At 62.3% G+C, this 24,878-nt stretch carries 25 protein-coding genes; 11 read left to right on the forward strand and 14 right to left on the reverse strand.

Going from position 1 to position 24,878, the window contains the following annotated elements; translation table 11 throughout:
* The first annotated feature begins 95 nt into the window (after positions 1-95).
* Both AC1DU9_RS24745 and preA read left to right on the forward strand, forming a co-directional pair.
* Positions 96-1,463 (forward strand): NAD(P)-dependent oxidoreductase, encoded by a 1,368-nt coding sequence (locus tag AC1DU9_RS24745; RefSeq protein WP_477810916.1) that lies wholly within the window; start codon positions 96-98, stop codon positions 1,461-1,463.
* On the forward strand, positions 1,464-2,738 hold the full coding sequence (preA, locus tag AC1DU9_RS24750) for an NAD-dependent dihydropyrimidine dehydrogenase subunit PreA (RefSeq protein WP_223461894.1): 1,275 nt from the start codon (positions 1,464-1,466) through the stop codon (positions 2,736-2,738). It abuts the gene before it with no gap.
* A gap of 155 nt (positions 2,739-2,893) precedes the next feature.
* Here preA and AC1DU9_RS24755 read toward each other — a convergent pair whose 3' ends face one another.
* Positions 2,894-3,514, reverse strand: coding sequence for a TetR/AcrR family transcriptional regulator (locus tag AC1DU9_RS24755; RefSeq protein WP_008017494.1), 621 nt, complete (start codon positions 3,512-3,514; stop codon positions 2,894-2,896).
* A gap of 135 nt (positions 3,515-3,649) precedes the next feature.
* On the opposite strand from AC1DU9_RS24755, the gene copC reads away from it, so the two are divergent.
* From copC to AC1DU9_RS24770, 3 genes are all read left to right on the forward strand, one after another.
* Positions 3,650-4,015, forward strand: coding sequence for a copper homeostasis periplasmic binding protein CopC (gene copC, locus AC1DU9_RS24760; RefSeq protein WP_223461896.1), 366 nt, complete (start codon positions 3,650-3,652; stop codon positions 4,013-4,015).
* 3 nt (positions 4,016-4,018) lie between these two features.
* Positions 4,019-4,876 carry a copper homeostasis membrane protein CopD gene (gene copD / locus AC1DU9_RS24765; protein ID WP_223461899.1) on the forward strand — a complete coding sequence of 286 codons (858 nt, stop codon included), beginning with the start codon at positions 4,019-4,021 and terminating at the stop codon, positions 4,874-4,876.
* Positions 4,877-4,976: 100 nt separating this feature from the next.
* Positions 4,977-5,867, forward strand: coding sequence for an aldose 1-epimerase (locus AC1DU9_RS24770; RefSeq protein WP_223461901.1), 891 nt, complete (start codon positions 4,977-4,979; stop codon positions 5,865-5,867).
* Here the strand turns inward: AC1DU9_RS24770 and AC1DU9_RS24775 are convergent.
* From AC1DU9_RS24775 to pedF, 13 genes are all read right to left on the reverse strand, one after another.
* Entirely contained in the window at positions 5,843-7,579 is a 1,737-nt protein-coding gene (locus tag AC1DU9_RS24775) for a PAS domain-containing hybrid sensor histidine kinase/response regulator (protein ID WP_223461903.1), read from the reverse strand. The two genes, AC1DU9_RS24770 and AC1DU9_RS24775, sit on opposite strands and share 25 nt — an antisense overlap.
* Positions 7,563-8,726, reverse strand: a complete 1,164-nt coding sequence (ercA, locus tag AC1DU9_RS24780) for an alcohol dehydrogenase-like regulatory protein ErcA (protein ID WP_223461905.1) — start codon at positions 8,724-8,726, stop codon at positions 7,563-7,565. The genes AC1DU9_RS24775 and ercA overlap by 17 nt, the downstream gene beginning before the upstream one ends.
* A 217-nt stretch (positions 8,727-8,943) precedes the next feature.
* Positions 8,944-10,086 carry a pyrroloquinoline quinone biosynthesis protein PqqE gene (pqqE, locus tag AC1DU9_RS24785; RefSeq protein ID WP_223461907.1) on the reverse strand — a complete coding sequence of 381 codons (1,143 nt, stop codon included), beginning with the start codon at positions 10,084-10,086 and terminating at the stop codon, positions 8,944-8,946.
* Entirely contained in the window at positions 10,064-10,336 is a 273-nt protein-coding gene (gene pqqD / locus AC1DU9_RS24790; protein WP_007972043.1) for a pyrroloquinoline quinone biosynthesis peptide chaperone PqqD, read from the reverse strand. Before pqqD ends, pqqE begins: the two co-directional genes overlap by 23 nt.
* A complete protein-coding gene (gene pqqC / locus AC1DU9_RS24795) occupies positions 10,333-11,085 on the reverse strand; it encodes a pyrroloquinoline-quinone synthase PqqC (protein ID WP_223461909.1) in 753 nt (250 codons plus the stop codon). Before pqqC ends, pqqD begins: the two co-directional genes overlap by 4 nt.
* Positions 11,086-11,203: 118 nt before the next feature.
* On the reverse strand, positions 11,204-12,118 hold the full coding sequence (gene pqqB, locus AC1DU9_RS24800) for a pyrroloquinoline quinone biosynthesis protein PqqB (protein ID WP_223461911.1): 915 nt from the start codon (positions 12,116-12,118) through the stop codon (positions 11,204-11,206).
* Between the two features lie 55 nt (positions 12,119-12,173).
* Entirely contained in the window at positions 12,174-12,245 is a 72-nt protein-coding gene (gene pqqA / locus AC1DU9_RS24805) for a pyrroloquinoline quinone precursor peptide PqqA (RefSeq protein WP_003253598.1), read from the reverse strand.
* A gap of 257 nt (positions 12,246-12,502) precedes the next feature.
* Complete coding sequence (exaC, locus tag AC1DU9_RS24810; protein ID WP_223461913.1) at positions 12,503-14,023, reverse strand: acetaldehyde dehydrogenase ExaC; 1,521 nt, start codon at positions 14,021-14,023, stop codon at positions 12,503-12,505.
* A gap of 247 nt (positions 14,024-14,270) precedes the next feature.
* Positions 14,271-16,046: a PQQ-dependent methanol/ethanol family dehydrogenase gene (locus AC1DU9_RS24815; protein ID WP_218428664.1), complete on the reverse strand. Its 1,776-nt coding sequence runs from the start codon at positions 16,044-16,046 to the stop codon at positions 14,271-14,273.
* Positions 16,047-16,317: 271 nt separating this feature from the next.
* Entirely contained in the window at positions 16,318-17,256 is a 939-nt protein-coding gene (locus tag AC1DU9_RS24820; protein WP_223461915.1) for a quinoprotein relay system zinc metallohydrolase 1, read from the reverse strand.
* Positions 17,257-17,302: 46 nt separating this feature from the next.
* On the reverse strand, positions 17,303-18,064 hold the full coding sequence (locus tag AC1DU9_RS24825) for a quinoprotein dehydrogenase-associated SoxYZ-like carrier (RefSeq protein ID WP_223461917.1): 762 nt from the start codon (positions 18,062-18,064) through the stop codon (positions 17,303-17,305).
* 10 nt (positions 18,065-18,074) lie between these two features.
* Positions 18,075-18,950, reverse strand: coding sequence for a substrate-binding periplasmic protein (locus AC1DU9_RS24830; protein WP_477810917.1), 876 nt, complete (start codon positions 18,948-18,950; stop codon positions 18,075-18,077).
* A gap of 3 nt (positions 18,951-18,953) precedes the next feature.
* On the reverse strand, positions 18,954-19,415 hold the full coding sequence (pedF, locus tag AC1DU9_RS24835; RefSeq protein WP_223461921.1) for a cytochrome c-550 PedF: 462 nt from the start codon (positions 19,413-19,415) through the stop codon (positions 18,954-18,956).
* Positions 19,416-19,625: 210 nt separating this feature from the next.
* Between pedF and AC1DU9_RS24840 the strand changes: the two genes are divergently transcribed.
* The 6 genes from AC1DU9_RS24840 (at position 19,626) to AC1DU9_RS24865 (ending at position 24,831) form a co-directional block, all read left to right on the forward strand.
* On the forward strand, positions 19,626-20,810 hold the full coding sequence (locus tag AC1DU9_RS24840) for an ABC transporter substrate-binding protein (protein WP_477810918.1): 1,185 nt from the start codon (positions 19,626-19,628) through the stop codon (positions 20,808-20,810).
* Between the two features lie 30 nt (positions 20,811-20,840).
* Positions 20,841-21,800: a YVTN family beta-propeller repeat protein gene (locus AC1DU9_RS24845; protein WP_457266188.1), complete on the forward strand. Its 960-nt coding sequence runs from the start codon at positions 20,841-20,843 to the stop codon at positions 21,798-21,800.
* Positions 21,797-22,528, forward strand: coding sequence for an ABC transporter ATP-binding protein (locus tag AC1DU9_RS24850; protein WP_223461927.1), 732 nt, complete (start codon positions 21,797-21,799; stop codon positions 22,526-22,528). Before AC1DU9_RS24845 ends, AC1DU9_RS24850 begins: the two co-directional genes overlap by 4 nt.
* On the forward strand, positions 22,525-23,316 hold the full coding sequence (locus AC1DU9_RS24855) for an ABC transporter permease (RefSeq protein ID WP_477810919.1): 792 nt from the start codon (positions 22,525-22,527) through the stop codon (positions 23,314-23,316). Before AC1DU9_RS24850 ends, AC1DU9_RS24855 begins: the two co-directional genes overlap by 4 nt.
* Positions 23,317-23,551: 235 nt before the next feature.
* Positions 23,552-24,109, forward strand: a complete 558-nt coding sequence (locus AC1DU9_RS24860) for a PQQ-dependent catabolism-associated CXXCW motif protein (protein WP_477810920.1) — start codon at positions 23,552-23,554, stop codon at positions 24,107-24,109.
* Between the two features lie 56 nt (positions 24,110-24,165).
* Positions 24,166-24,831: a response regulator transcription factor gene (locus AC1DU9_RS24865; RefSeq protein WP_007976602.1), complete on the forward strand. Its 666-nt coding sequence runs from the start codon at positions 24,166-24,168 to the stop codon at positions 24,829-24,831.
* Positions 24,832-24,878 lie beyond the last annotated feature (47 nt).

Consider the following 24,878-nt stretch of genomic DNA (forward strand, 5'->3'; position numbering starts at 1 on the left):
GGGAGCGAGCTTGCTCGCGATGACGTCAGCCCAGACAACACAAAAAACAATGCCCATTCAGAGGCAGCACCTCAAATAACCGTGAGGCCAAAACCGTGATCAAGACCCTGGACCACCTCCCGCATCCCGTTGAGAATGCGGCCGCCCTCGCCGGCCATTTCACCGACCTGGCGCCGCCGCTCAACGAGCGTCAGGCTCACCTGGAAGCCTCGCGCTGCCTGTATTGCTACGACGCGCCCTGCGTGAATGCCTGCCCGAGCGAAATCGACATTCCCTCGTTCATCCGCAACATTGCGCAGGACAACGTGCAAGGCGCCGCGCAGAAAATCCTCTCGGCCAACATCCTCGGCGGCAGTTGCGCCCGGGTGTGCCCGACGGAGATTCTTTGCCAGCAAGCCTGCGTGCGCAACAGCGCTCACGAATGCGCGCCGGTCATGATCGGCCTGTTGCAACGCTACGCTGTGGACAACGCACACTTCAGCGAACACCCCTTCCAGCGCGCTGCCGCCACCGGCAAACGCATCGCAGTTGTCGGTGCCGGTCCGGCCGGTTTGTCCTGCGCCCACCGCAGCGCCATGCACGGGCACGACGTGGTGATCTTCGAGGCACGGGAAAAGGCTGGCGGCCTCAACGAATACGGGATCGCCAAATACAAACTGGTGGATGACTACGCACAAAAGGAGCTTGAGTTTCTGTTGCAGATTGGCGGGATCGAAATCCGCCACGGGCAGAGGCTCGGAGAGAACCTGACCCTCAGCGAACTGCACCAACAGTTCGATGCGGTGTTCCTCGGCGTCGGGCTCAATGCCAGCAAACAGCTGGGTCTGACCCACGAAGACGCGCCCGGCCTGCTCGCCGCCACCGACTACATCCGCGAACTGCGCCAGGCCGATGACCTGAGCCAACTGCCCCTGGCCGACCATTGCATCGTCCTCGGCGCGGGCAACACCGCCATTGACATGGCCGTGCAAATGGCCCGCCTCGGTGCCCACGACGTGAATCTGGTGTACCGCCGTGGTGTCGAGGACATGGGCGCCACCCATCACGAACAGGACATTGCCAAGGCCAATCAAGTGCGACTGATGACCTGGGCTCAACCGGAAGAAGTGCTGCTCGATGACCATGGTCGGGTGCGCGGCATGCGTTTCGCCCGCACCCATCTGGTAGAAGGTCGCCTGCAAACCACTGGCGAAACCTTCGAGCTGGCCGCCGACGCGATCTTCAAGGCCATCGGTCAGGCCTTCGACGGCAGCGCCCTCAGCGATCCGCTGGCCCGCGAGCTCAAACGCCAGGGCGAACGCATCGAAGTCGATGAACAGCTGCGCACCAGCATCCCCGGCGTGTATGCCGGCGGCGACTGCACCAGCCTCGATCAAGACCTCACCGTGCAAGCGGTGCAACATGGCAAGCGCGCCGCCGAGGCGATCAATGCTCAACTGATGCTCAACGTGGAGGCTGCGTAAATGGCCGATCTGTCGATTGTCTTCGCCGGCATCAAAGCACCCAATCCATTCTGGCTGGCCTCCGCGCCGCCGACCGACAAGGCCTACAACGTGGTCCGCGCCTTCGAGGCCGGCTGGGGTGGCGTGGTCTGGAAAACCCTGGGTGAAGACCCGGCGGCGGTGAACGTGTCGTCGCGCTACTCGGCGCACTTCGGGGCTAACCGGGAGGTACTGGGCTTTAACAACATCGAGCTGATCACTGACCGCTCGCTGGAGATCAACCTGCGGGAAATCACCCAGGTCAAAAAGGACTGGCCGGACCGTGCGCTGATCGTGTCCTTGATGGTGCCCTGCGTCGAAGAATCCTGGAAAAACATCCTGCCGCTGGTGGAAGCCACCGGTGCCGACGGCATCGAGCTGAACTTCGGTTGCCCCCACGGCATGCCGGAACGCGGAATGGGTGCGGCCGTCGGCCAAGTGCCGGAATACGTGGAACAGGTCACCCGCTGGTGCAAGACGTATTGCTCGCTGCCGGTGATCGTCAAGCTCACGCCGAACATCACCGACATCCGCGTCGCCGCCCGTGCCGCCCACCGTGGCGGTGCCGATGCGGTGTCGTTGATCAACACCATCAACTCGATCACCAGCGTCAACCTCGAACGCATGGTCGCCAACCCGATGGTCGGCAGCCAAAGCACCCACGGCGGTTACTGCGGCTCGGCCGTAAAGCCGATTGCCTTGAACATGGTCGCCGAAATCGCCCGCGATCCGCAGACCCAGGGCCTGCCGATCAGCGGCATCGGCGGCATCGGCAACTGGCGCGACGCAGCGGAATTCATCGCCTTGGGCAGCGGAGCGGTGCAGGTTTGCACGGCGGCGATGTTGCACGGTTTCCGGATTGTCGAAGACATGAAGGACGGTTTGTCACGCTGGATGGACAGTCAAGGCTACGCCAGCATCTCGGAGTTTTCCGGGCGTGCGGTGGGCAACACCACGGACTGGAAGTACCTGGACATCAACTACCAGGTGATCGCGAAGATTGATCAGGAGGCCTGCATCGGTTGCGGTCGTTGCCATATCGCTTGTGAGGACACCTCGCACCAGGCCGTGGCCAGCCTCAAGCAGGCGGATGGCACGCACAAATACCAGGTGATCGATGAGGAGTGCGTGGGCTGCAACTTGTGCCAGATCACCTGCCCGGTGCAGGACTGCATCGAGATGGTGCCGGTGGAGAACGGCAAGCCGTTCCTGGACTGGAATCATGATCCGAGAAATCCGTATCACGTCAGCCCTTGAGGTTTTCAGCGTCTGAGATGACGCCATCGCGAGCAAGCTCGCTCCCACAGGTATCTCTGGTGTACACAGCATTTGTGTACGACATAAAACACTGTGGGAGCGAGCTTGCTCCGGGCGGCGTTCCGACGATGAGGCCCGCCGCAACAACACAAATCTCAGGGCTCCAACCCGATCCCCCGCAAAATCACACTGGTCACCGTCTGCACCGCCTTTTCGAACTGCATGTCCGACAGCGGCTGGTGATCATTGAGGATATTCACCTGGTGATCGAAGTCGGCATAGTGCTGGGTCGAGGCCCAGATCATGTATAGCAGGCTCGAGGGCTCCACCGGCAGGATGCGTTTGTCGTCCACCCACTGGCGGATTTTCGCTTCCTTCATCTTGGCCCAGTCATACAGGCTCGCGTCCAGCGCTGCGCCGAGGGTCGGCGCGCCATGGATGATTTCGTTGGCCCAGACTTTCGAGCCATACGGCCGGCTGCGGGAATGGTTCATCTTGGCGCGAATGTAGCTGCTGAGCACCACGCGCGGGTCATCGAACATCTCGAAGCACAGGGCGTCCTGCTTCCAGACTTCCAGCAAGTCGAACAGCACGGCGCTGTACAACTCGGTCTTGGTGCTGAAGTAATAGTGCAGATTGGAACGCGGCAGTTGCACTTCGGCGGCGATGTCAGCCATGGCGGTGCTGCCGAAGCCCTTTTCAGCGAAGACCTTTTCCGCCCCCAGCAGGATTTTTTCGACGTTACTGCGACGAATCTCGATCTTGTGATTGCCCATGCGGATCCCCGACAACAACGTTGAGCAAGACTAGCATCCGCTCTGGAGCGCGGCGACAAGGGAAAACGAAACTTCGTACAGCCGCTGTCGTAACGCTAAACTCTGCGCACTTGGAAACTGCCTGAGGTACCCACGATGCTGCTCAAGAAAACCCTGACTGTCGCTGCCCTGCTCGGCTCGCTGCTCGCCGCTTCTTCGGTGTTGGCCCACGCCCACCTGAAAAGCCAGACTCCGGCCGCCGACAGCACCGTGACCGCACCAGCGCAATTGCGCCTGGAGTTCTCCGAGGGTATCGAGGCCAGTTTCACCAAAGTCACGCTGACCCGGGATGGCGCACCGGTAGCGATCAAAGCGCTGACCACCGAAGGCAGCGACAAGAAGACCCTGATTGTCACCCCCGCCGCGCCGTTGGCCGCCGGGGCCTACAAAGTCGAATGGCACGCCGTGTCGGTCGACACCCACAAAAGCGAAGGTGCATACGCCTTCAAGGTTGGCCAGTAATTCATGGCGAGCGCGCTGGTGCTGTGCCGCTTCCTGCATTTCATCGTGGTGCTGATGCTGTTCGGGGGCTGGTTGTTCAGGCCCTTGCTTGCAAATGGCGAAACCGCGCTGGATCAGCGCCTGGCACGGACCTCCCGGTGGCTGACCGTGGTGGCGCTGGGCAGCGGGGTCTGCTGGTTGTTGCTGATTACCGCAAGCATGGCCGGGGCCTGGGACGCGGCCTTCGATCCGCCGACCCTGGGCCTGGTACTGGGCAACACCTTTTTCGGTCAGGTCTGGCGCTGGCATTTGCTGATCAACCTGCTGTTGCTGGCGTTGCTGCTGACCCCACTGCGCGCCAGCCTTGCGCTGCGCCTGATCTTCAGCGGTCTGCTGCTGGCCACCCTGGCCCCGGTCGGCCACGGCGCCATGCTCGATGGCACCGCAGGCCAGTTGCTGATCCTCAATCAACTCATTCACTTGATCTGCGTGAGCGCCTGGCTTGGCGGCCTGATGTTGCTGGTGATGATTCTGCGAGAACCCGCGGGGCATTCGATCCGCGTGATGTTGCAGCGCTTCAGCGGCGTTGGTTACGGGTTGGTCGCCGGGTTGCTGATCACCGGGCTGATCAATGTGCGGGTGCTCACCGGGGCGTTCTGGCCGACACCATTGTTCAGCGGATTCGCCTTGATCCTGTTGATCAAGGTTGCACTGGTCGCTGCGATGCTGGGCCTGGCATTGTTCAATCGGCAGCGCATCGATGACTGCGATCAGCGTCTGCAAACACTGCGTGCCAGTGTGATGCTGGAGTGGATGCTGGGGCTTGGTGCAGTGGCGGCGGTCTCATTGCTGGGCACCCTGCCCCCCATGATTTCCAACTAACAACCCAATCCTCTGTGGGAGCGAGCCTTTGTGGCGAGGGGGCTTGCCCCCTCGCCACAGGAAACGGCACAAGCCTCAAAAAATCACATGGCAGGTCAACATGTCGTTAACACTGATCGAACTTGAAGACGAACTCACCCGCCTCACCCTCGCCCCGCAACTGGGCGGCAGCATCGTCAACTGGACCGTGCGCAGCACTGGCCATCCCTTGCTGCGACACGCCGACGAGCACGCCCTGAACACCGGCCTGCCCGGCAAGCTCGGCTGCTTTCCCTTGATCCCCTGGTCCAACCGCATCGCCGATGGCGGCTTCGACTGCCCCGACGGCTGGCTGGCATTGACGCCCAACAGTCTCACCGATCCCCTGCCGATTCACGGCAGCGCCTGGCAGCAGCCGTGGGACGTGGTTTACCGGTCGCCAAATGAAGTGGTCCTGCAACTCGACAGCACAACCCCCTTCGCTTATCGCGCCCGGCAACGTTTCCATTTGCGCGCGGGCAAGCTGAGCATCGAACTGCACGTCACGCACCTGGCTGAACACGCTGCGTGGCATGGTCTGGGACTGCATCCATATCTGCCGCGCACCGCGAGCACCCGACTACAGGCACCCGCCCGGCGTGTGTGGTTGTGCGACGGGGCAAAACTGCCGACAGAACTCAGCGCATTGCCGGTCGAGTGGGATTTTCAGAACCTGAAGTCATTGCCCGAATCAATGGTGGACAACGGCTTCTGCGAATGGAACGGCCATTGCCTGATCCAACAGCCCGACCTCGGCTACGAACTCGACTGCCAGGCCACCGGTAGCGATTACTACCTGCTCTACTGCCCCGTGGACCTGGGTTTTTTCTGCATCGAACCGGTGAGCCACCCGGTCAACGCGCATCACCTGCCCGGTCGGCCAGGCTTGCGTTTGCTGGAACAGGGTCAATCCACCGAACTGGGTTTCACCCTGCAGTACCGGCCGCTTCAGGCAGAGGTCCCCAACAGTTGACTCAACACTGCGCGCAATTTGCCGGGCTTCACCGGTTTGTTCAGCAAGGGTGCGTTGAGCCGCTGCAACGCACGCCGACAATGGTCGGTGCGGTCGGCAGTAATGATCACCGCGGGAATGTTCTGGTGAAAATGCTCGCGCAAATGTCGCACCACATCACAGCCGACCACCCCGTGGTCGAGATGATAGTCCGCAAGAATCAGTTCTGGTGCCTGCCCGCGCAGCGCCGCCAGCGCCGACGCTTCATCGGTGGCGGTCAGCACGTCGCAGCCCCACTGCCCGAGCAACGCGCCCATGCTTTGGAGAATGCTCACTTCGTTGTCGATCACCAGTAAACGGCGGCCCGGCAGCGGGTTGCCGGTGCCCGGTTGTGGCACCGCCTGGCTCACGGGTAACGGAACCTCGTCGGAGATCGGCACCTCGATGCTGAACATCGAACCCCGCCCCGGCAACGAGTACACGCCGATTTTATAGCCAAGGATCCTGGCGATGCGCTCGACGATCGCCAGCCCCAGGCCCACGCCCTTGCGGTCGGCGGCGCGGCCGACATCCAGCTGGTTGAACTCGAGGAAGATCGAATCGAGCCGGTCGGCGGCGATGCCACGCCCGGTGTCCCAGACCTCCAGGCGCAACATCTCGCCGCGACGCCTTGCCGCCAGCAGGATGCTGCCTTCGTCGGTGTAGCGGCAGGCATTGCTGAGGAAGTTGCGCAGGATCCGCGTCATCAGGCGCAAGTCGGTGCTGATGGCGTAATCGGCCATGCGCACCCGCAGGTTCAAGCCGGCCGCCTGCGCGACGGACTGAAACTCCGACACCAGCGGCCCGAGCAATTCGTCGAGGCGGTACGAGGCGATGTCCGGCTTGACCGCTGCCTGATCGAGCCGGGAAATGTCGAGCAGATCCGTCAGCAGGTCTTCGGCCCCTTCCAGGGCCTGGTGAGTGCGTTCCACCAGCACCTGTTCGGCTTCCGGCAATTGGCGTTCGCGCAAGGTCGAAATCAGTAACCGCGCGGCGTTCAGCGGTTGCAGCAGATCGTGGCTGGCGGCGGCGAGGTATTTGTCCTTGCTGTGATTGGCCGCCTCGGCGGCATCGCGGGCRACGCGTAAAGCCTGGGCGATCTGTTTACGCTGGGTGATCTGCTGCTGAAGATTACGGTTGGCTTCGAGCAATTCATTGGTGCGCGCGACGACGCGCAGCTCCAGTTCGTCATTGAGTTGCTGCAAGCGTTGCTGGGCCAGTTTGCGCTCGGTGATATCGGAAACGAACCCTTCCACCAGCCCTTCCTGGCCGGGCTTGAGCAGCAGGTTCATCAACACATCGAGGTAACTGCCGTCCTTGCGCCGCAAGCGGGTTTCATAGCCGTGCAGGCTGCGCTGGTGCCTGAGGATTTCGCCGATGGTTTCCAGCTCCTGCGCGCCGTCGACAAACAGGGTGCTGGCCAGGTCGGTCAGGGAGAACAGCACCTCCTGGGCGTCCTGATAGCCAAGCATGCGTGCCAGCGCCGGGTTGGCGGCGCGCATGCCATCGTGCAGGCTGGCCTGGAAGATCCCGTGCACCGCGTTTTCGAACAGCCACTTGTAGCGGTTACGCTCGGCTTCCAGATCATCCAGGCGCGCGGCCAGTTCCGGGTAATGACTCTTGCGCGCCGAATGGCTGCCCAGCCCCAGCAGCCCGGCCAGAGCCCGTTGTTGCTCGTCAGAGGGCTTCGCCATAGACGACCTCGACATCTCGCTGGCTGGACTCGCGCGGGTTGGTCAGGATGCACGGATCGTGCATCGCATGCTGCGACAGGAACGGAATGTCCGAGGTCCTGACGCCATGCAAACCGAGGGTTTCGTGAAAGCCGATGGCGTGCTTGAGGGCGATCAGGTGTTCGACCAGACGCCCGCAGATCTGCCGGTGATTCAGGCCCCGGCAGTCGATGCCAAAGGTCTCGGCGATCACCTTGAAGCGCTCCGGCGCCGAGTTGTAATTGAAGGCCACCACGTGCTCGACGAGCACCGCGTTGCACAGGCCGTGGGGCAGGTCGAGAAAGCCGCCGAGGCTGTGGGACATGGCATGCACGGCGCCCAGGATGGCGTTGGAAAACGCCAGGCCGGCCTGCATGCTGCCGAGCATGATTTTCTCGCGCAGGGCGATGTCGGTCGGGTTGGCGATCATTTGCACCAGGTTGCCATTGATCAGGCGCATCGCCTCCAGCGCGTGGGGGTCGGTCAGCGGCCCGTGGCCGGTGGACACGAAGGCTTCGATGGCATGCACCAACGCGTCGATGCCGGTACAGGCCGACAGGAACGGGTCCATGCTCAGGGTGGTTTCCGGGTCGATCAGCGAAACGTCCGGCACCACGGCCTTGCTGACGATGGAGAACTTCATGCGTTCCTGCTGGTTGGAAATGATCACGAATTGCGAGACATCGGCCGAGGTGCCGGCGGTGGTCGGAATAAGGATCAGCGGCGGGCTGGGTACGCGGATGGTGTCCACGCCCTCGAAATCGAGAATGCTGCGGCCATGGGCGACGACGATGCCGATGCCTTTGCCGCAGTCCATCGGGCTGCCGCCACCGACGGCGACGATCACGTCGCAGTGGTTTTCCCGGTACAACTCGGCGCCGCGCATCACCTCTTCGACCCGCGGGTTCGGTGAAACGTCGGTGTACAGACAGTATTCGATGCCCAGGGCTTGCAGGCTGGCCTCGATATCGGCGACCCAACCGGCGGCAATCACGCCGGGATCGCTGACCACCAGGACCTTGCGCGCGCCAAAGGTCTTGGCATAGTTGCCGACATTGTGCCGGCTACCGGCACCGAAGATGATTTCAGGCGAAACGAATTTACGCAGCTGGTTGAGACTCTGGCTCATTGGAAAGCCTGTTTTTATTGTTTTGGAAGGTAGAAACCACACTAAACCATCCAGCTGCGAATGCAATCAGACCAATGGGTAGCCCATTTGAATTCACCGCAACCCCCTGTAGGAGTGAGCCTGCTCGCGATAGCTACCTCACAGTCGACATCAATGTTGAATGTGACGCCCTCATCGCGAGCAGGCTCGCTCCTACAGGGGATTTGTGTCGTTAGGACTAGCCGCGATAGATCAGCTGCGAAGCTTTCGCATTTCGTAGCGTCAGGTGTTCGATCCCCTGCCCCGGCGCATCCGCTTCCTCGCGGGCCTTGAGGATCACGCCGTGATGGGGCGACTTGCTGCACACCGGATCGGCATTGGCGGCGTCGCCGGTCAGCATGAAAGCCTGGCAGCGACATCCTCCCAGATCCTTGTGCTTTTCATCGCATGAGCGACACGGCTCCTTCATCCAGTCATCGCCGCGAAAACGATTGAAGCCGAACGAGTCGTTCCAGATGTGCGAGAGGCTGTGCTCGCGCACATTGGGAAACTGTACGGGCAACTGCCGGGCGCTGTGACAAGGCAACGCCGTACCATCGGGGGTGATGTCGAGAAACAGGTTGGCCCAGCCGTTCATGCAGGTCTTGGGACGTTCCTCGTAGTAGTCCGGAGTGACAAAAATCAGCTTGCACGGGTGGCCCTGGGCTTCAAGGCGTTCGCGGTATTCGTTGGTGATGCGCTCGGCACGCTGCAATTGCTCGCGGGTGGGCAACAGGCCGACGCGGTTGAGTTCGGCCCAGCCATAGAACTGGCAGGTGGCCAATTCGACGAAGTCCGCTTCCAGCTCCAGGCACAGCTCGATGATCTGCGCGATCCGGTCGATATTGTGCCGATGGGTGACGAAGTTCAGCACCATCGGGTAGCCCTGGGCTTTCACCGCACGGGCCATGGCGAGTTTCTGCGCAAAGGCCTTGCGCGAGCCGGCGAGCATGTTGTTCACCGCCTCGTCGGCGGCCTGGAAGCTGATCTGGATATGGTCCAGCCCGGCCACCTTGAAGTCGCGCACCTTCTGCTCGGTCAGGCCGATGCCGGAGGTGATCAGGTTGGTGTAGTAGCCCATGTCCCGGGCGGCCTTGATCAGTTCGGCGAGGTCCTGGCGCACCAATGGCTCGCCGCCGGAAAACCCCAGTTGCGCGGCACCCATGTCCCGCGCTTCGCGGAATACACGAATCCATTCTTGCGTGCTCAGTTCCTCGCCGTGCCGGGCAAAGTCCAGCGGGTTGGAGCAATAGGGGCATTGCAGCGGACAGCGGTAGGTCAGCTCGGCGAGCAGCCACAATGGCGGTCCGGGCTGCGTCTCACTCGATCCAGAACTGCGCATGGGCCACCTCCAGAAACGCCAGCACGTCTTCGTCGATCCCCGGTACGCCGGGGAAATTCGCGCTCAATCGCTCAATGATCGCCGCCACGCTACGCTGGCCATCCACCAGGTCGAGAATCTGTCCGGCACTGGCGTTGAGCTTGATCATGCCTTCGGGGTACAGCAGCACATGGCAGTCCTGACGGGGCTCCCATTGCAGGCGAAAACCGCGGCGCAAGGCCGGTGACTGCTGGCGATCGATCAGGCTCACAGGGCGATCCCCCGGTGCCAGACGTTATCGCCGGTGACCGTGTGATACGGCGGGCGCGCAAGCTCGTAGGCCATGCTCATGGCATCGAGCATGCTCCACAGCACGTCGAGCTTGAATTGCAGAATCTGCAGCATGCGTTGTTGCCCCTCGGCGGTCACGTAGTGTGCCAGGGTGATGCGCAAGCCATGCTCGACATCGCGCCGAGCCTGGCTCAGGCGCGTGCGGAAATAGTCGTAGCCGGCGACGTCGATCCACGGGTAATGGGTCGGCCAGGCGTCGAGTCGCGACTGATGGATCTGTGGCGCAAAGAGTTCGGTCAGCGAACTGCTGGCCGCTTCCTGCCAGCAGGCGCGACGGGCGAAATTGACGTAGGCGTCCACCGCAAAACGCACCCCGGGCAGCACCAGTTCCTGGGAGAGGATCTGCTCGCGATCCAGCCCCACTGCTTCGCCCAGGCGCAGCCAGGCTTCGATACCGCCCTCGCTGCCGGGGACGCCGTCGTGGTCGAGAATCCGTTGCAGCCATTCCCGGCGCACGTCGCGGTCCGGGCAGTTGGCGAGAATCGCGGCGTCCTTCAGCGGAATGTTGATCTGATAGTAAAAGCGATTGGCGACCCAGCCCTGGATCTGTTCGCGGCTGGCGCGGCCGGCGTACATGGCTTGGTGGAAGGGGTGGTGGATGTGGTAGTAGGCACCCTTGGCGCGCAGGGCGGATTCGAATTCTGTGGGGGACATGGGGGTGTCCGTCATTTTGTTCTCCGGAAATTTTTGCGGTGCCTGCGCTGGCCTCATYGCGAGCAGGCTCGCTCCTACATTGAATCGGCGGTGTCCCCTGTGGGAGCGAGCCTGCTCGCGATGGGGCCATCGGCTACAGCTCAATACTCATGCCGTCGTAAGCCACTTCAATCCCCCGCCGCTCCAGCAAGGCCCGCTCGGCCGAGTCTTCATCAAGGATCGGATTGGTGTTGTTGATATGGATCAGCACCTTGCGCTGGCGAGGGAAGTCTTCCAGCACTTCAAGCATGCCGCCGGGGCCGCTTTGTGGGAGGTGCCCCATGTCACTGCCCAGGCTCTGGCCGACTTCGCAGATACGCATCTCGTCGTCGCGCCACAGAGTGCCGTCCAGCAGCAGGCAATCGGCGCGCTGCATCCAGCCCAGCACTTCATCGTCGATTCGGCCAAGGCCCGGGGCATAGAACAGCGAGGCGCCGTTGCGCAGGTCTTCGATGAACAGGCCTATGGTGTCGCCCGGTTGCGGGTTGCCGCGATTGGGCGAATACGGCGGCGCGTTGCTCACCAGGGGAATCGCGCGAAATTGCAAATGCCCGCAGGCCGGGATGTTGAACGGCTGGTGATCGAGGCCGACCGGTTGCCAGTGCAATCCGTCGTTCCAGTGCTCCAGCATGTTGAACAACGGGAAACCACTGCTCAGGTCCTGGTGCACACGCTCGGTGCACCACACGTCATGCGGGCAACCTTCACGCAGGCTGAGCAAACCGGTGCAATGGTCGATCTGGCTGTCCAGCAGCACGATGCCGGCGATGGCGCTGTCACGCAGGCGCCGCACCGGTTGCAATGGCGCAAAACTCTCGAATTGCGCGCGAATGTCCGGTGACGCGTTACACAGCACCCACTCCACACCATCGTCACTCAGGGCAATCGACGACTGCGTACGGCGCTGTGCCCGCAGGCTGCCATTGCGCACACCGGCGCACTGGCGGCAGTTGCAGTTCCACTGCGGGAAACCACCGCCAGCGGCGGAACCGAGAACGCGGATGTGCATGGCGGATGCTCCAGAAGGCAGGCCCGGCCAACGCAGCGGCTGGCCGGGTGATCAATCAACGGTTGGCGAAATACATCGTCACTTCGAAGCCAATGCGCAGATCGGTAAACGCGGGTTTAGTCCACATGGGTCATTCCTCTTCTTGTGCCGGGTGATTCCGGTAGAGCCATTAATGCACGGGGCATCGAGTGCCCGAATGCTACTTTCGAAGGAGTTGGCGGGGTGATTTGGTAGGGGGTGTTGCGCGGTCACTGGCATCACACAAACCCCATGTAGGAGTGAGCCTGCTCGCGATGAGGTCAGCACATTCAACATTGATGTTGATTGTCGGACCGCTATCGCGAGCAGGCTCGCTCCTACAGGTTTTGCGTCGTGTTCAAGGAATCAGAAGAACCCCAACGGATTGATGTCGTAGCTCACCAGCAGGTTTTTGGTCTGCTGGTAGTGATCGAGCATCATCTTGTGGTTTTCCCGGCCGACGCCGGACTTCTTGTAGCCACCAAACGCGGCGTGTGCCGGGTACAGGTGGTAGCAGTTGGTCCACACGCGCCCGGCCTTGATCGCCCGGCCCATGCGGTAGGCGCGGTTGATGTCGCGGGTCCACAGGCCGGCGCCGAGGCCGAACTCGCTGTCGTTGGCGATGGCCAGGGCTTCGGCTTCGTCCTTGAAGGTGGTGACACCCACCACCGGGCCGAAGATTTCTTCCTGGAACACACGCATCTTGTTGTGGCCCTTGAGCAGGGTCGGCTGGATGTAGTAACCGCTGGACAGGTCGCCCTCCAGACGTTCGGCCGCGCCGCCGGTGAGCAGTTCGGCGCCCTCCTCCTGGGCAATGGTCAGGTACGAGAGGATCTTCTCGAATTGCTGCTCGGACGCCTGGGCGCCGACCATGGTCTCGGTGTCCAGCGGGTTGCCGCGCTTGATCTTGACGATCTTCTTCATCACCTCGGCCATGAACGGCTCGTAGATCGACTCCTGCACCAGCGCCCGGGACGGACAGGTGCAGACTTCGCCCTGGTTGAAGAACGCCAGCACCAGGCCTTCGGCGGCTTTTTCGATGAATGCGGGCTCGGCGTTCATGATGTCTTCAAAGAAGATGTTCGGCGACTTGCCGCCCAGCTCGACGGTGCTCGGGATGATGTTCTCGGCGGCGCAATGCATGATGTGCGCGCCCACCGGGGTCGAGCCGGTGAAGGCGATCTTGGCGATGCGTTTGCTGGTGGCCAGGGCCTCGCCGGCTTCGCGACCGAAGCCCTGGACGATGTTCAGCACGCCCGCCGGCAGCAGGTCGGCGATGAGCTCGGCGAAGACCATGATCGACAGTGGCGTTTGCTCGGCAGGCTTGAGCACAATGCAGTTGCCGGCGGCCAGGGCCGGGGCGAGTTTCCAGGCGGCCATCAGCAGCGGGAAGTTCCACGGAATGATCTGCCCGACCACGCCCAGGGGCTCATGGAAGTGATAGGCCGTGGTCAGCTCGTTGATCTCGGCAGCCCCGCCTTCCTGGGCGCGGATGCAACCGGCGAAGTAACGGAAGTGGTCGGCCGCCAGCGGCACGTCGGCGTTCAGGGTTTCGCGCACGGCCTTGCCGTTGTCCCAGGTTTCGGTGACGGCCAGCACCTCAAGGTTCTGCTCGATGCGATCGGCGATTTTCAGCAGCACCAGGGAGCGGTCCTGGGCCGAGGTCTTGCCCCAGGCGTCGGCGGCGGCATGCGCGGCGTCGAGGGCCTTGTCGATGTCGGCGGCGCTGGAGCGCGGGAACTCGGCGATCACTTCACCGTTGACCGGCGAGGTGTTGGTGAAGTACTCGCCATTGATCGGAGCGACGAACTCGCCTCCGATGAAGTTGCCGTAGCGCGGTTTGAAGGTAATGACGGCGCCTGGGGTTCCGGGTTGTGCGTAGATCATGGTAGGCCTCTGTCTGGGTCGATGCCTGTCGTACTGACAGGCGATGAGCCGATACTAGAGAGCTCCGCGTGCCAGACGAATGCATCGTTGGCAGGAGGGGCTCTCGTTATTTGGTCGTAGATTTCACACAAAACACTGTGGGAGCGAGCTTGCTCGCGATGAGGCCAGCACATTCGCCATTGATGTCGACTGTCAGACCGCTATCGCGAGCAAGCTCGCTCCCACAGGTTATGTGGTGGTCTTGGCGTTAATGCTTGGCCACCAGGTCCTTGGGCAGCTTGAAGGTCCAGAGCATGCCGCCCTGGTTGAAGTCCTTGATGCGCTTGGCCACTTCGCCGCCCCACAGCGGTACCGCGCCGCCCCAGCCGGAGAGCACCGAGACGTACTGTTCGCCGTCCATTTCCCAGGTCACGGGTGAGCCGAGTACGCCGGAGCCGGTCTGGAATTCCCAGACCTTTTCGCCGGTCTTGGCATTGAAGGCCTGCAGGAAGCCTTCAGGCGTGCCGGTGAACACCAGGTTGCCCTTGGTGGTCAACACCCCGCCCCACAGCGGCGCGTAGTTCTTGTGGCGCCAGACTTCCTTGCCGGTTTTCGGGTCGATGGCCCGCAGCACGCCGATGTAGTCTTCGTTCAATGGCTTGATGGTGAAACCGGCACCGAGGAACGCCGCGCCTTTCTTGTAGGCGATGCCTTCGTTCCAGATGTCCATGCCCCACTCGTTGGACGGCACATAGAACAGCCCGGTGTCCTGGTTGTAAGCCATCGGCATCCAGTTTTTCGCGCCGAGGAACGCCGGCGCCACGAACACCGAACTGCCCTTGGCTTCGGAACCCGGGGCACCGGGACGGCTGGCTTCGTTGTAGATCGGCCGGCCGTTCTTATCCAGGCCGGTGGCCCAGGTGATCTTGTCCACGAACGGGAAGCCACGGATGAATTTGCCATTGGTGCGGTCCAGCACGTAGAAGAAACCGTTACGGTCGGCCGTGGCCGCCGCCTTGATTTCCTTGCCGCCTTCGCTGTAGTTGAACGACACCAGCTCGTTCACGCCGTCGTAGTCCCAACCGTCGTGGGGCGTGCTCTGGAAGTGCCACTTGATGGTGCCGTCGTCCGGGTTGAGCGCCAGGCGCGATGAGGAGTAGAGGTTGTCGCCAGGGCGCAAGTGCGAGTTCCACGGTGCCGGGTTGCCGGTACCGAACAGCAGCAGGTTGGTTTCCGGGTCGTAATAGCCGCCCAGCCACGGGGCCGCACCGCCGGTTTTCCACAGGTCGCCCGGCCAGGTCTTGCCTGCCTCGCCGCCGGAGATGCCGTTTTCCACCGCTTTGCCGTCCTTGTAGACGTAGCCCATATGGCCTTCGACCGTCGGCCGGGTCCACAGCAGATCACCGTTTTTCGGGTCGTAGGCCTCGATCTTGCCCACCACGCCAAACTCGCCACCGGCCACTCCGGTAATCAGCTTGCCGTTGATCACCAGCGGYGCGGCACTGATCGAGTAGCCTTCCTTGTGGTCGGCGACTTTCTTGCTCCACACCACCTTGCCGGTGTCCTTGTTCAGCGCCACGAGCTTGGCGTCGAGGGTGCCGAAAATCACCAGGTCGCCATACAGCGCGACGCCACGGTTGATCACGTCGCAGCAAGGGCGGATGTCATCGGGCAGGCGCGCATCGTATTGCCAGAGTTTCTTGCCGGTGCGCGCATCCACGGCGAACACCCGCGAGTAGGAACCGGTCATGTACATCACGCCGTCCTTGACCATCGGCTGCGCTTGCTGGCCACGCTGTTTTTCACCGCCGAAGGAAAACGCCCAGGCCGGTCGCAGCTCCTTGACGTTGTCGACGTTGAGAATATCCAGCGGACTGTAGCGCTGCCCCTGAACGCCGAGGCCGTTGGTCACGACCTGCTCCGGGTTCTTCGGGTCCTGGAGAATGTCCTGGTCGGAAACCCCGGCCAATGCCTGGCCGGACAACAGCATGGCACTGAGCAGCAGGCTCAGGACGAAGGGCTGGCGACGTGCGGGTTGAGTCATGACGGCTTCCTCTGCGGATTTTTGTTATGTCCGGAAAATTTTCCCGGTCTGGTGCAGATTCTTGAGCGCCGCCGCCCCGGCAACAATTGCCCGCAATGAGGAGATTGCTAGTTCCTTGGTACAGGGTGGGTGAGAAAACACAGGATTGTGAATCACCCCCAATCCTGTGGGAGCGAGCTTGCTCGCGATGGCGGCAGGTCAGGCAATAATGATGCTGGATGTGCCGGCCTCATCGCGAGCAAGCTCGCTCCCACAGGGGGTCTGTGTTTGCTCACTTTCGTGCGGCAGAATCCACCCGCGTCATCCGCTCGCGCTCGTAGCGCGGGTACAGATGACTGACGCTACGGATCAGTTCGTAGCGGCTCAGGTTGATCCCGGCGAAGCGTTCAGGGATGGGGCTGCGGATCATCTCGGCCATGTCGCTGCCATTGGCGGCGCCGTCGCGCATGAGCTGATCGAGCCAGGTCAGGTAATCGCGCATTTGCTCGAAGGGTTGTGGATCGCTCGCCACCGGCCCATGGCCCGGCACGATCAGCGTCCAGGGCAAGCCTTGCAGGGTCGCGATATCCGCCAGCCACTGCGACAACCCCGGACTGTTGGGAGTGGTCAGCGCTCGCTGATAAAACACCAGGTCCCCGGCAAACAGCACGCCGGTTTGCTGGTCGAGAATAGCCAGATCCGCGCCCGTATGCCCACCCAGGCTCAGCAGACGCAGATCGTGATTCCCAAAACTTTTCACGCCGGGTGTCAGCGTCTGCGTCGGCAGCACCACTTCGGTGCCGCGCATCCAGTCGCCGACCATCCGGTACATATTCTCGGCCATGGCATCGCCTTGCCGGTGCAACAGCTCGGTGGTGCCGGCCAAGGCACCGATCGGCACGTCGCTGAAGGCCTGATTACCCAGCACATGGTCCGGGTGGTGATGGGTCAGCAAGACCTCGATCACCGGCTTGTCGGTAATGGCGGCAATGACCTTGCGCAGCGCTTCGCCGTAACGCCTGGACGGGCCGGTGTCGATCACCACCACACCGCGTTCAGTAACGATAAACGCGGTGTTGACGATGTTGCCGCCGTTGGCCTTGGCGAAATTATCGGTGCTGCCTTCCAGCAGCCAGGTGTCCGGGGCGATCTGCCGGGGCTTGAGTGAGTAGTCGAGATCGGCCAGGGCCGGCAGACTGACGCTTAACACCATCAACAGGATCCAGCGCATGCCACGCTCCTTGGGGTCACGCTTCTTGGGGTCACGCTTCTTTGGGTCAGAGTATCGACGCATCGAACTCATTGCCGCTGTTGTCCCGTAGCAGCAGGCGCGTTTGCCCTGCCCCCACGATGTCGAAGGCCAGGTTGGGGTTTTCGCTGACCGCCGGAAACAGCTCCAGCCGGGCCAGCACTTGCTCGTTGTGGTCGCGCAACTCGGCATGGTTGATGAAGAATTCCGGAATGCCGCTGACCATGCCGTTGTCCATGGGATGGGCCACCTGCAAACGCAAGCGGCTGAACTCACCCCGGGGATAACGCCCACCGAGCACTTCGCCGATGTGCTCCTCCCAACCCGGCTGGCTGCGTACCACGCTCGGCGCGGTGCAACCGCCACCTGCTGCGTCGATCAGGGTCGAACCGACATGCCACACGCCGTCGCGGGTCAACACCGCCGCGCGCAAGGGCGTGGCCTGTTCGATGCGAATGCGCAACGACAGCCACGGCAAAACCGAATTCAGTGGCTGGAAGTCGACGATTTTCGGCAATGGGTTCAGCTCGGCCCAGGCGAGAATTTTCACCACCTCGCCGTTGAACGCCCGGGCGTCGATCTCCAGCGGCACCTGCCGGGCATCTTCGGCAAACGGCGGCGCCAGCAGCTTGACCCGCTCATCGAAAACGAACGGCGCATTGCCGAGAAACTGCTGGTGATAGAAGGCCCACATCACCGATGGCACCGGGTCTTTGCCGGGATCGATTTCGGCGGCCTGTGCCGCCAGGCTTAACCAGCAGGCCAACAGACAACTCCCTCGCCATTTCATCGCCTGCTCCTTATTGATACATCTCGGGCACGTCGTAACGCAGGCCGTAATGGCCGTAGATGGTCTTCACCGAGCCCTCGCGGATCAGGCCTTCGAGCGCCTCGTCCACGGCATAGGCCAGCTGACGGTTGCTTTCGTGCACCGCCATGCCGATCTCCCAGAGCTGCTTGCCCATGTTCGGGTAGGCGTTTTCTGCCAGCGCCACTTGCGGGTCGGCCGCTTCATGGACCTGCCAGTCGATTTCGCCGCGCATGGCCATCACCGCGTCGACCTCACCAGCCTTCATCGCGGCAAACGCCTGGGGCACGCCGGGATAGTGATGGGTCTTGCCGGCGAGCATGCCGTTGAACACCGAGGTCAGGTAGAACGACGGCACGCTGTCGACTTCGACACCAATCGGGTGTTGCTCGAACACCGCGACGCTGGCGACCTTGTCCAGCCGCCGGCGGTCATAGGCCACCTGCCATTGTTCGTTCTGGTACGGACCGAACAAAACCACTTGGCCGTTGACCAGTTCGCCGAACTCGTTGCGCTTCTGCGCGTAGTCACGGTCATAAGGCACGCGCATCATCAGGTCGGCCAGCTGCTGGTTGTGCAAGGCACTGGCACGCCAGATGTAATCGCGCAGGTCGTCGTCGAGCTTTTCCCCGGCCGGTGCCCAGATCAGTGTCAGGCGCACGCCGAGCGCCTTGGCCAGGGCCTCGGCGAGTTCGACATCGACACCCTGGGGCTTTCCGGCGCGTTCAAAGCTGTAGGGGGCGAAGTCCTTGTAGACCGCCACCTTCAGCTCCCCGGCGGCGATCATTTCGTCGTAATTGCGAACCTGCGCCTGCGCCGTCTGGCAGCACAGCCACAGAGCGCTGATCAACACCGCGAGCAGGCGCATGGGTCACTCCTCGACGTGCACAGTGTCCAGATAAGTGCGCACCGCCCACAAGGCTTCCTGGCTCAGGTAGTCGGCCATCTTCGGCATGTACACCCGGCCGTCGCGCACCGCGCCATGGCGCACCCGTTCGGCGAACCATTCATCGCCCGCCTCACCGACATCGAGCATGCGCAAGTCGGGGGCGATACCGCCGGACTTGGCTTCCAGGCCATGACAGGCCGCGCAGTTCTGGGTGTAGGCCGAGGCGCCGATTTCCACTGCCTTGTCGTGTTCCGGGGTGGTGCGATACGGGTTCACCGCGGCCCAGCCATCGGCATCGAGCTGCACGCCGGCGTCCTTGATCGGGGTCAGCCCCGGGGTGGCCACGGCTTGCGGGACCACGTTGCCGTGGGCCCACACGGAACCTGCGCTGATAAGACCGGCCAATAGCCCGGTCACGAGCAAGGCGTTGCGTATTGTTGTCATTGTTATGCCCTCTGGATTGCACGCAAAACCTCTTGGCAGAGGCTATGGCAGCCATCTTAGAAACGGTATCGCACTCACCCCATGCTGCTTTGGTGGTCGCCACCTAGTCCCTTGGTAGTAAGGCGCCGGATGGACACCACCGGTACTTTCTGCATATTTCCTCAGCCTCAGGGGATTTCTATGCTGGCGCTGACGGTCATGGAGAGCCTTATGCGCCAGCTTGCCCCTTACGCCCTGATCTACCTGCTGGCGATTGCCTGCGCCGCCGGCCTGGCCACCCAGAGCCAGGCCGCCGATGCGCCCTTGCAGGTGCGGATCGGCTATCTGGGTTACCGCCCCGACCCAGGCCCGGTAATGTCGAACGTCATCCCCGAGCCCACCGATGCCGGGCTGCGCGGCGCCGAACTGGCGATCACCGACAGCAACAGCACCGGGCGTTTTCTCAACCACGGCTACAACCTGGTCAGCGCCAGTGTCGACAGCCCCGAGGCCTTGCTCGAAGCGGCAAAGGCGCAGCATGAACAAGGCCTGCGCCTGTTTGTGGTCAATGCCCCCGCCACCAGCCTGCGCCAATTGAGTGCAGCGCTGCCCGACAGCCTGCTGTTCAACGCCGGTAGCCCCGATGACAGCCTGCGCACCACCGATTGCCTGGCGAACGTGCTGCATACCTTGCCGAGCCGGGCGATGCTCGCCGATGCACTGGCGCAGTTTCTGGTGCTGCGCAAATGGCAGCGGGCGCTGCTGATTGTCGGCCCGACCCCGGACGATCAAGCCTATGCCGCTGCCCTGCGCCGCGGGGCAAAGCGCTTCGGCTTGCAACTGGTGGCGGAAAAAACCTGGAGTTTTGATAACGACCAACGCCGCAGCGCCCAGGCGGATATGCCGCTGTTCACCCAGACTGCCGAGTACGACGTGGTACTGGTGGCCGATGAACGCGGCGACTTCGGTGAATACGTGCCCTACCAGACCTGGTACCCGCGCCCGGTCGCCGGCACCCAGGGCCTGACCCCGGTGGGCTGGCACAAGACCGTCGAAACCTACGGCGCCGCGCAGCTGCAAAAACGCTTCGAAGCCCTGACCGGGCGCTGGATGAATGACCGTGATTTCGCAGCCTGGATGGCCGTGCGCAGTATCGCCAGCGCCGTGAGCAAACTGCGCCAGGCCGAGCCGATGGCGATCCGCACGCTGGAAATCAGCGACCAGTTGCCCCTCGACGGGTTCAAGGGCCGCAAGCTCAGCTACCGGTCGTGGAACGGCCAGTTGCGCCAGCCGATTCCCATCATCCAGCCCCGGGCGCTGGTCAGTACGTCACCCCAGGACGGCTTTCTGCACCCCTTCAACGAGATGGACAGCCTGGGCTACGACAAACCCGAGGTCAGTTGCCGTTTTCCCTGATCCGATAATCACGACAACAAGGAATCCGCCATGCGCCGCACCCTGCTCTCTTGCGCCTTGCTCCTCGCCGCTGGCCATGCCGTTGCCAGCACTGCCTGGGTCTCCAACGAAAAGGACAACAGCCTGAGCCTGATCGACCTGCAGACCCTGCAAGTCACCGACACCCTGCCCGTCGGCCAGCGCCCCCGCGGCCTGCTGCTGTCCCATGACAACAAGCTGCTGTACATCTGCGCCAGTGACTCGGACCGGGTCCAGGTGATGGACGTGGCCACACGCAAGATCATCAAGGAGTTGCCTTCGGGCAAGGACCCCGAACAATTCGCCCTGCACCCCAACAACCGCTGGTTGTACGTTTCCAACGAAGACGATGCGCTGGTCACGGTGATTGACACCGACACCTCCAAGGTGCTCGGCCAGATCAACGTCGGCGTCGAACCCGAAGGCATGGCGGTGAGCCCCGACGGCAAGTGGGCAGTCAACACCAGCGAAACCACCAACATGCTGCACTGGATCGACACCAGCACCCAGACCCTGGCCGACAGCACCCTGGTGGACCAGCGCCCGCGCTTCGTCGAGTTCTCCCCCGATGGTGCCCGGCTCTGGGCCTCGGCGGAAATCGGCGGTACCGTGACCATTCTCGATGTGGCCAGCCGCAACGTGCTCAAGACCCTGAACTTCCAGATCAAGGGCGTGCACCCGGACAAGGTGCAACCGGTGGGCATCAAGCTCAGCGCCGATGGAAAATACGCTTTCGTCGCCCTCGGCCCGGCCAATCACGTCGCGGTGGTCGACGCCAAAACCTTCGAGATTGTCGATTACCTGCTGGTGGGTCGACGGGTCTGGCAAATGGCATTCACCCCGGATCAGAAGCAATTGCTGGCCACCAACGGCGTCAGCGGCGATGTCTCGGTGATCGACGTCGACAGCCTCAAGGTCAACAAATCGGTGAAAGTCGGGCGCTACCCCTGGGGCGTGGTGGTGACGCCATGAACGCCCTTGAAGTCAGTGACCTGGGTTTTGCCTACGGCGCCCGAGAGGCCTTGCGCAAGGTGAGTTTCAGCCTGGAACCCGGGCGTTTCGCCGCGCTGCTGGGCCCCAACGGCGCGGGCAAGTCGACCCTGATTGCCCTGCTGACCCGGCTCTATGATCTGCAGCAAGGCGAGATCCGCGTCGGTGGCAATTCATTGCGCAGCGCGGCACGCCCGGCACTCAGGCAATTGGGCGTAGTGTTTCAGCAAAGCACCCTGGACCTGGACCTCAGCGTCGAGCAGAACCTGCGTTATCACGCCGCATTGCATGGCCTGTCCCGGCGTCAGACCGACCTTCGGGTCGACGCCGAACTGGCCCGCCAGGCCCTGACCGAACGCCGCCGCGAACGGGTGCGTGAACTCAATGGTGGCCATCGTCGCCGGGTGGAAATTGCCCGAGCCCTGTTGCATGAGCCGCGCCTGTTGCTGCTCGATGAAGCCAGTGTCGGCCTCGACCCGGCGAGTCGCCTGGCGCTCAACCAGCACATCCGCAGCCTGTGTCGCGAAGAGCGCATCTGCGTACTCTGGACCACCCACCTGCTCGATGAAGTACAGCCCAGGGATGACCTGCTGATCCTGCATCAAGGCCGGCTGGTGGCCAGCGGACAGGCCGATGCCCTGAGCCAGGAACACGGCGGTGACCTCGGTTCGGCCTTCACTCGCCTGACAACATCAGGAGCTGCCCAATGAACGCTTACTGGCAATGCTTTAGCGGTATCGTGCTGCGCGAATGGCTGCGTTTTGTGCTGCAACGCACTCGATTCCTCAGCGCCCTGGTGCGGCCGCTGTTGTGGCTGCTGGTGTTCGCCGCCGGTTTTCGCGCAGCGCTGGGAATTGCAATCATCGAGCCCTACGACACCTACATTCCCTATGAGGTCTACATCATTCCCGGGCTGGCCTGCATGATCCTGCTGTTCAACGGCATGCAGGGCTCACTGTCGATGGTCTACGACCGCGAGATGGGCAGCATGCGCGTGCTGCTGACCAGCCCCCTGCCGCGCACCTTTCTGCTGTGCAGCAAACTGTTGGCCACGTCGCTGATTTCGCTGTTGCAGGTGTATGCGTTCCTGGCGATTGCCTGGGTCTACGGCGTGCGGCCACCGGCCATGGGCCTGTTGCTGGCGTTGCCGGCCTTGCTGCTGGTGGCGTTGCTGCTCAGCGCCCTGGGCCTGTTGCTGTCGAACGCGATCCGCCAGCTGGAGAACTTTGCCGGGGTGATGAATTTCGTGATCTTCCCGCTGTTTTTCCTGTCATCGGCGCTGTATCCGCTGTGGAAGATGCGCGAGGCCAGCGAGTGGCTGTACTGGCTGTGCGCGGTGAATCCGTTCACCCATGCGGTAGAGCTGGTGCGTTTCGCCCTGTATGAACGCTTCAATCCGCTGGCGCTGGCGGTGTGCACGGGGCTGACGTTGCTGTTCGCGTTGCTCGCCGTGCTGACCTTCAACCCGCAGCATGCGGCCCTGCGCAAAGCCGGGTAACTACATCCCCCTGTGGGAGCGAGCTTGCTCGCGATAGCGGCCGAACATCGAGCGATGATTTAACTGAAAGACCGATATCGCGAGCAAGCTCGCTCCCACAGGGGATCTCCCACAGTTGATCTCCATTGAACATCGTGAAATTACTACTTTAGTACTGGTTTCCCTGTCTATCGTCGCATTCCCAACGCCCCCCCGACTGGCATGTAATAGGTCCATAACTATAAGGACTGAACCCATGCCACGTGCCCGACGTTGCCTGTTGCGCCCTGCTCTCGCCGCCCTGTCGCTGGGCCTGCTGCTGAGCACCGCGCAGGCCGACACAGCGCTGTTCTCCGCCGAGGGTTATCGCATCGGCCTGTACCGCAGCCCGACGCCGGAACAACTGCAAGGCGCAACCATCGTCGACACCCCCGCCCTGCAAACCCTGCTCAATCAAACCCCGCGCCCGGTGCTGATCGACGTCTACCGCCGTCAGTGGCTGCAAGGGCAATTCATCGAAGACCAGCCCCATGAAAACCTGCCCGGCAGCCACTGGCTGGCCAATACCGGGGACGGCGACCTGACGCCGCAATGGCAGAACTATTTCGCCGCCAACCTTAAAAAGCTGACCGCCGGCGACCCGGCGCAACCGCTGGTCTTCTATTGCCGCTCCGACTGCTGGTTGAGCTGGAATGCGGTCAAGCGCGCAGCCACCATGGGCTACAAGACTCTGTATTGGTATCGCGATGGCCTGGACGCCTGGCAAGCGGCCAGGTTGCCGGTTTCGCCAGCCCAGCCCGAACCCTTTCCCTGAGCTTTACGCGTGCGTGTTGTTGCCACACCATAATCAAAATAATGAGGTGAAAGGCCATGTACAAAATCCTGATTGCCGACGATCACCCGCTGTTTCGCGAAGCCATCCACAACGTCATCAGCGACGGTTTTGCCGGCAGCGAAGTGATGGAAACCGCTGACCTGGACAGCGCCCTGGCCCTGACCCAGGAACACGACGACCTGGACCTGATCCTGCTCGACCTGAACATGCCCGGGATGCACGGGCTCAATGGCCTGATCAACCTGCGCAACGAAGCGCCGACCATTCCGGTGGTGATTGTTTCCGCCGAGCAAGACAAACAGATCGTGCTGCAAGCCATCACCTACGGTGCGGTGGGTTTCATCACCAAATCGTCACCCCGCGCCCAGATGACCGACGCCATCCAGCAGATTCTCAATGGCAATGTCTACCTGCCTCCGGACATCATCCGCACCGCCAAAAGCAGCACCCACCGGCGCATGAATGACACCCCGAGCTTTCCGCCCGAACTGCTCCAGGCCCTGACCCGCAAGCAACTGCAGGTGCTGGAACGCATGACCAAGGGCGAATCGAACAAGCAGATCGCCTACACCCTGGAAATCGCCGAGACCACGGTCAAGGCCCACGTCTCGGCGATCCTGCGCAAGCTCAACGTGCACAACCGGGTGCAGGCGATCCTGAGTGCCGGGGATATTGATTTCGGGTCTTATCTGCGGCGTTGAGTCAACAAGACCGCGTCGCTCTTATCGCGAGCAGGCTCACTCCTACA

Source organism: Pseudomonas sp. P4_C1 (assembly GCF_056402155.1).

Excerpts from the sequence above, each read along its gene's own strand:
- preA (WP_223461894.1), top strand. The coding sequence starts at position 1,464 with ATGGCCGATCTGTCGATTGTCTTCGCCGGCATCAAAGCACCCAATCCA.
- AC1DU9_RS24755 (WP_008017494.1), bottom strand. The coding sequence starts at position 3,514 with ATGGGCAATCACAAGATCGAGATTCGTCGCAGTAACGTCGAAAAAATC.
- copC (WP_223461896.1), top strand. The coding sequence starts at position 3,650 with ATGCTGCTCAAGAAAACCCTGACTGTCGCTGCCCTGCTCGGCTCGCTG.
- copD (WP_223461899.1), top strand. The coding sequence starts at position 4,019 with ATGGCGAGCGCGCTGGTGCTGTGCCGCTTCCTGCATTTCATCGTGGTG.
- AC1DU9_RS24770 (WP_223461901.1), top strand. The coding sequence starts at position 4,977 with ATGTCGTTAACACTGATCGAACTTGAAGACGAACTCACCCGCCTCACC.
- ercA (WP_223461905.1), bottom strand. The coding sequence starts at position 8,726 with ATGAGCCAGAGTCTCAACCAGCTGCGTAAATTCGTTTCGCCTGAAATC.
- pqqE (WP_223461907.1), bottom strand. The coding sequence starts at position 10,086 with ATGCGCAGTTCTGGATCGAGTGAGACGCAGCCCGGACCGCCATTGTGG.
- pqqC (WP_223461909.1), bottom strand. The coding sequence starts at position 11,085 with ATGACGGACACCCCCATGTCCCCCACAGAATTCGAATCCGCCCTGCGC.
- pqqB (WP_223461911.1), bottom strand. The coding sequence starts at position 12,118 with ATGCACATCCGCGTTCTCGGTTCCGCCGCTGGCGGTGGTTTCCCGCAG.
- exaC (WP_223461913.1), bottom strand. The coding sequence starts at position 14,023 with ATGATCTACGCACAACCCGGAACCCCAGGCGCCGTCATTACCTTCAAA.
- AC1DU9_RS24820 (WP_223461915.1), bottom strand. The coding sequence starts at position 17,256 with ATGCGCTGGATCCTGTTGATGGTGTTAAGCGTCAGTCTGCCGGCCCTG.
- AC1DU9_RS24825 (WP_223461917.1), bottom strand. The coding sequence starts at position 18,064 with ATGAAATGGCGAGGGAGTTGTCTGTTGGCCTGCTGGTTAAGCCTGGCG.
- AC1DU9_RS24830 (WP_477810917.1), bottom strand. The coding sequence starts at position 18,950 with ATGCGCCTGCTCGCGGTGTTGATCAGCGCTCTGTGGCTGTGCTGCCAG.
- pedF (WP_223461921.1), bottom strand. The coding sequence starts at position 19,415 with ATGACAACAATACGCAACGCCTTGCTCGTGACCGGGCTATTGGCCGGT.
- AC1DU9_RS24840 (WP_477810918.1), top strand. The coding sequence starts at position 19,626 with ATGCGCCAGCTTGCCCCTTACGCCCTGATCTACCTGCTGGCGATTGCC.
- AC1DU9_RS24845 (WP_457266188.1), top strand. The coding sequence starts at position 20,841 with ATGCGCCGCACCCTGCTCTCTTGCGCCTTGCTCCTCGCCGCTGGCCAT.
- AC1DU9_RS24850 (WP_223461927.1), top strand. The coding sequence starts at position 21,797 with ATGAACGCCCTTGAAGTCAGTGACCTGGGTTTTGCCTACGGCGCCCGA.
- AC1DU9_RS24855 (WP_477810919.1), top strand. The coding sequence starts at position 22,525 with ATGAACGCTTACTGGCAATGCTTTAGCGGTATCGTGCTGCGCGAATGG.
- AC1DU9_RS24860 (WP_477810920.1), top strand. The coding sequence starts at position 23,552 with ATGCCACGTGCCCGACGTTGCCTGTTGCGCCCTGCTCTCGCCGCCCTG.
- AC1DU9_RS24865 (WP_007976602.1), top strand. The coding sequence starts at position 24,166 with ATGTACAAAATCCTGATTGCCGACGATCACCCGCTGTTTCGCGAAGCC.